This is a genomic window from Escherichia sp. KCJ4928 (assembly GCF_004352695.1).
GTDB lineage: Bacteria > Pseudomonadota > Gammaproteobacteria > Enterobacterales > Enterobacteriaceae > ECMA0423.
This window is the reverse complement of the sequence record NZ_SJWV01000232.1, coordinates 1-5,167: the sequence shown is the minus strand read 5'-3', so window position 1 is coordinate 5,167 and position 5,167 is coordinate 1. Positions and strand designations below refer to the sequence as shown.

At 47.1% G+C, this 5,167-nt stretch carries 5 protein-coding genes and 1 pseudogene; 4 read left to right on the top strand and 2 right to left on the bottom strand.

The window, feature by feature from the left end:
* Nucleotides 1-213: 213 nt before the first annotated feature.
* Nucleotides 214-1,433 (bottom strand): annotated as a pseudogene (gene elaD, locus E0D98_RS21135) (deubiquitinase ElaD).
* A 187-nt stretch (nucleotides 1,434-1,620) separates the two neighbouring features.
* Nucleotides 1,621-2,538, bottom strand: coding sequence for a ribonuclease BN (gene rbn, locus E0D98_RS21130; protein WP_001300687.1), 918 nt, complete (start codon nucleotides 2,536-2,538; stop codon nucleotides 1,621-1,623).
* A 64-nt stretch (nucleotides 2,539-2,602) separates the two neighbouring features.
* On the opposite strand from rbn, the gene E0D98_RS21125 reads away from it, so the two are divergent.
* The 4 genes from E0D98_RS21125 to E0D98_RS21110 form a co-directional block, all read left to right on the top strand.
* Nucleotides 2,603-3,064 (top strand): GNAT family N-acetyltransferase, encoded by a 462-nt coding sequence (locus E0D98_RS21125; RefSeq protein WP_000574091.1) that lies wholly within the window; start codon nucleotides 2,603-2,605, stop codon nucleotides 3,062-3,064.
* 54 nt (nucleotides 3,065-3,118) lie between these two features.
* The gene (gene elaB / locus E0D98_RS21120; protein WP_000070621.1) at nucleotides 3,119-3,424 is read left to right on the top strand and encodes a stress response protein ElaB; all 306 of its coding nucleotides are present in this window, start codon (nucleotides 3,119-3,121) and stop codon (nucleotides 3,422-3,424) included.
* A gap of 78 nt (nucleotides 3,425-3,502) precedes the next feature.
* Nucleotides 3,503-4,798 (top strand): isochorismate synthase MenF, encoded by a 1,296-nt coding sequence (gene menF / locus E0D98_RS21115; RefSeq protein WP_001191399.1) that lies wholly within the window; start codon nucleotides 3,503-3,505, stop codon nucleotides 4,796-4,798.
* Nucleotides 4,799-4,886: 88 nt separating this feature from the next.
* Nucleotides 4,887-5,167 (top strand): thiamine pyrophosphate-binding protein (locus E0D98_RS21110; protein ID WP_276320438.1); only part of this gene is annotated, 281 nt, incomplete at its 3' end.

Below are 5,167 nucleotides of genomic sequence, written 5' to 3'. Positions count from 1 at the left end.
TTGACAGGGGGCAGAACTCTGAGGGTAAGAAAAGTCAGCAACAACAATCCACTACATCAACAGACCAGCAATCGCGTGCCGAGATACGCTGGAAATACCCGAAGATTGAACTGGCGGATGGTGTGACTGACATCAGTCAGTGATGACTGTTTAGCAAACTATGTTCGACCAGTCAGCATATTTGCTGACTGGTCGAATTAATTAACAATGATGTTAACTCACTCTTTTGCCGGATGCTCTATTTTTGGGTTGTGAGTGTTTTATTTCTAATTGTGTATAAGAAGCATTGATTCGTGCATCGCCATATTTATCTAAATAACAATTTCTGTTTACCAGTCTATGTTGAAAATCAATTTCGTACTGCTCTTCTGCTGAATATTTTTTAAATCTGTCAGCATAGTTTTTTAATAACGTATAGGGGGCGCTGTCAGAATTGCTTTCCCTTTGTTCAATCACTTCCTGGGCTGCCATGCACACAAATGCACCGCAACTTTGGCTTAAATATTGCTGAAGATCGGCATGTAAAAATATTATCTCGGGTTCAGTTAAATGAACTTTTATATTATTATTCGACATTTCTCCCATGAATTCAGAATTAAAACTATTAATGACACGCTTAAGTGAATTTTCTTTATCATGGCCTAGTGCGCGCAATGAGTTGAATATGACGCATTTTATTTGTTGTGTATTATTTTTTTCATTTACTATTTTCTGTAGCGAAACTAATATCCAGTGTCCGCCAGTATTTATGGGGAATAACTGGACTGCTTTCGGCCATGATGGATCGCTCTTAATATTTTCATTGAGAGCGTCTTCCAGGTGAGTTCTGGTGCAGTAGGGGACGTAGAGACCAGTAGGATAATTGACTTCAGTATTTTTTGCATTAGCGGCGATCTTCTGAAGATAGCAATCTATTTCATCTGTGGTTAATTGACGATTTTTATCCCAGAAGTTTGTACCATCACTCAGTTCATTATTCTCATCATTTAAAAGCACCTTCGAAAGCGACTGTTTTTCAGATATAAGAGGAATTTCATCACCGATAATTGTCATTAATTTCGAAGGGGAGAATAGCTTTTTGAACAGGAGATCCTCTGAATTATCCGGACCAGCTGGTTTAAGGGGGGAGTTGGTTGCGGCATGTGCCAAATTATATAATTTTAAACAAGCATTTTTGATAAGTCGGATAATCGATAGGGTCTCATTTGTTGGGTTTCTAACAATATGGTAAAGAATATCTTCAGCTTTTTTTCCAAATTCATCATAGCCTAACGCAATATTATGCAGTAACTCAATGCTTTCTTCATCTCCGGATAACGCTGTTTTTTTAAAGACTGCAGTAATTCCTCGGTCACAGTAAATTTTTCTGCAAATGTCTGACTGAGTTGCGTTTGAGATAATTGACAATAATTGCTGACAACTGTAACCATCATGGGCTCCTTTTAGTTGCAAAGGTTGTGCTGAATCAAGATAAATAGAGGCAACTTATTGCTCTGAATATAGTGCGTGAGGAGATGAATAAATATCAAAAATCGCTCAATATGCCCGTGTGGGTGGATATATGTAGCGCGGGTTGCGATAACAGGGCAAGTTTCGCCCTGTTTTTAATAATAAGCAGAGTTAAACGTTAAACACGGTGAAATCATTCGCTAGTTCAGTCGCCGGGAAAATTGACCTGCATTCACGTAACAGGTGCTGACAACCTTTGTCATCATAGCGCGAGCTGACGTGGGTAATGATTAGCTTACCGACTCCAGCCTCACGGGCTAGTGTCGCAGCCTGGCGTGTAGAGCTATGGCCGCGACTATTGGCTTTGGCTTCCATGGTTATATCCAGCGTCGCTTCGTGCACCATGACATCGACACCTTTAGCCAGGTCAAGTGCGGCATCGCAGGGGCCGGTATCGCCGAAAATAGCGAGCGCTTTACCTGGCACTGGAGCAGCTAAGTAATCTGCGCCGTTAATCTGCCTTCCATCTTCCAGGGTGATTGTTTTGCCCGCTTTTAATTCCTGAAACAGTGGGCCAGGCGGCACGCCAGCAGCTTTTAATGCCTGGGCATTTAATGCACCCGGTTTATCATGTTCTTCAATACGATAGCCATAACATTCCAGTGGGTGTTCCAGCGGATAAGCGGTTACTTTGCGCAGGCCATCATCGAGAATTTCGCCAGCGCCAATTTCGACAATTTCCAGCGGATAATCGGTCCATGAGCCGCTAATCCGCAGCGCGGTTTCCACAAATTCACGGATACCTTGCGGACCATAAATCGTTAAGGGTTGGATAATGCCTGACATAGAACGACTGCACAGCAAGCCGGGTAAACCAAAAAGATGATCGCCATGAAGGTGACTGATAAAAATCTTGTCCAGTTTTCCAGGGTTAAAGGCGGTATGCAGTAGCTGATGCTGGGTGCCTTCACCGCAGTCAAACAACCAAAGTCCGCTCTGGGTCGGATGTTGCAGGTTAAGCAATATTGCCGTGACATTGCGCGTGCGGGTTGGCACACCGGCTGAAGTACCTAAAAAAATTAATTCCATGAGTTCATCACGTTTCAAAAAATATTCCGGCTAGTATAAGGCATACATCTAAAAGGAGAGCATTATGATTGAATGGCAAGATCTGCATCACTCTGAATTATCGGTTTCCCAGCTTTATGCCTTATTACAACTGCGTTGCGCGGTGTTTGTTGTCGAGCAGAATTGCCCTTATCAGGATATCGATGGTGATGATTTGACGGGGGATAATCGCCATATTCTCGGTTGGAAAAATGATGAACTGGTGGCGTATGCGAGGATTCTGAAAAGTGATGATGATCTTGAGCCGGTCGTTATAGGTCGGGTGATTGTCAGTGAAGCGTTGCGTGGCGAAAAAGTGGGGCAGCAGCTGATGAGTAAAACACTCGAAACATGTACGCATCACTGGCCTGATAAGCCTGTTTACCTCGGGGCGCAGGCGCATCTGCAAAACTTCTACCAGAGTTTCGGTTTTATCCCTGTGACGGAGGTCTATGAAGAAGATGGTATCCCACACATTGGGATGGCACGCGAGGTAATTCAGGCGTAATCAACAACCCTTGTCTATAGTTAGTGACAGGTTTTACGCAAATGGAGAACGAGAATGTCTAATCAGTTTGGTGATACACGTATCGATGACGACCTGACGCTGCTTAGTGAAACACTGGAAGAGGTGCTCCGCTCCTCTGGCGATCCCGCCGATCAGAAATATGTTGAGCTAAAAGCGCGTGCAGAAAAAGCGCTGGATGATGTGAAAAAACGGGTTAGCCAGGCTTCAGACAGTTATTACTATCGGGCGAAGCAGGCAGTTTATCGTGCTGATGACTACGTCCACGAAAAACCCTGGCAAGGAATTGGTGTGGGCGCGGCCGTTGGGCTGGTACTAGGACTGTTGCTGGCACGCCGTTAAAACCTCCCTACACCGGGGTACTGCATTTTTTTTGTAGTACCCCGTATAATGTGAGGCTTTTAACAGGGAGAGGTCCGCGTGCAATCACTTACTACGGCGCTGGAAAATCTACTGCGCCATTTGTCGCAAGAGATTCCGGCGACACCCGGCATTCGGGTTATCGATATTCCTTTCCCTCTCAAAGACGCTTTTGATGCCTTGAGCTGGCTGGCCAGTCAGCAAACGTACCCGCAATTCTACTGGCAACAACGTAATGGTGATGAAGAAGCTGCCGTCCTGGGCGCGATTACCCGTTTTACGTCGTTGGACCAGGCACAACGTTTTCTTCGCCAGCACCCGGAACACGCCGACTTACGCATTTGGGGGCTGAATGCTTTTGACCCGTCGCAGGGCAATTTACTTTTACCCCGCCTGGAATGGCGACGCTGTGGCGGTAAAGCCACGCTGCGGCTGACGCTATTCAGCGAAAGCTCCCTTCAGCACGATGCGATTCAGGCAAAAGAATTTATCGCCACACTGGTGAGTATCAAGCCCTTGCCTGGGTTACATTTAACCACCACGCGAGAACAACACTGGCCGGACAAAACGGGCTGGACGCAATTAATCGAACTGGCAACGAAAACCATCGCCGAAGGTGAGCTCGACAAAGTGGTGCTCGCTCGGGCAACTGACCTGCATTTCGCAAGTCCGGTCAACGCGGCGGCGATGATGGCTGCCAGTCGTCGACTGAATCTGAATTGCTACCATTTTTACATGGCCTTTGATGGCGAAAATGCTTTTCTTGGCTCTTCACCGGAACGGTTATGGCGGCGGCGTGACAAAGCGCTGCGTACTGAAGCGCTGGCGGGAACAGTAGCAAATAATCCTGATGATAAGCAGGCGCAGCAGTTAGGAGAGTGGCTGATGGCGGATGATAAAAACCAGCGCGAGAACATGCTGGTGGTGGAAGATATCTGCCAACGATTACAGGCCGATACCCAGACGCTGGATGTTTTACCGCCGCAGGTACTGCGTCTGCGTAAAGTGCAGCATCTTCGCCGCTGTATCTGGACTTCACTCAACAAAGCGGATGATGTGATCTGTTTACATCAGTTGCAGCCAACGGCAGCAGTTGCTGGCTTACCGCGCGATCTGGCGCGACAGTTTATCGCCCGTCACGAACCGTTCACCCGAGAATGGTACGCCGGTTCTGCGGGCTATCTCTCATTACAACAAAGCGAATTCTGCGTTTCCCTGCGCTCAGCAAAAATTAGCGGCAATGTCGTGCGATTATATGCTGGCGCGGGCATTGTCCGTGGTTCCGACCCCGAGCAAGAGTGGCAGGAAATCGACAACAAAGCGGCAGGGCTGCGTACTTTATTACAGATGGAATAGTAATGAGTCGCATCATTACCGATTCATATCAATAATCTATTTTTGTAGCTCCTTATACTTAGCCGCAATATTGATACCGGACAAACTCATGTCAGTAAGCGCATTTAACCGACGCTGGGCGGCGGTCATTCTGGAAGCATTAACGCGTCACGGCGTCAGACACATCTGTATCGCCCCTGGCTCGCGTTCTACACCGTTAACGTTAGCGGCGGCGGAGAATTCCACATTCATTCACCACACCCATTTCGATGAGCGTGGACTGGGACATCTGGCGCTGGGGCTGGCGAAAGTCAGCAAGCAGCCGGTGGCGGTGATTGTGACCTCCGGCACGGCGGTAGCAAATCTCTATCCGGCACTGATTGAAGCTGG

What these genes read in the sequence shown, in the direction of transcription:
- rbn (WP_001300687.1), bottom strand. Translation starts at nt 2,538, where the DNA reads ATGGAATTAATTTTTTTAGGTACTTCAGCCGGTGTGCCAACCCGCACG.
- E0D98_RS21125 (WP_000574091.1), top strand. Translation starts at nt 2,603, where the DNA reads ATGATTGAATGGCAAGATCTGCATCACTCTGAATTATCGGTTTCCCAG.
- elaB (WP_000070621.1), top strand. Translation starts at nt 3,119, where the DNA reads ATGTCTAATCAGTTTGGTGATACACGTATCGATGACGACCTGACGCTG.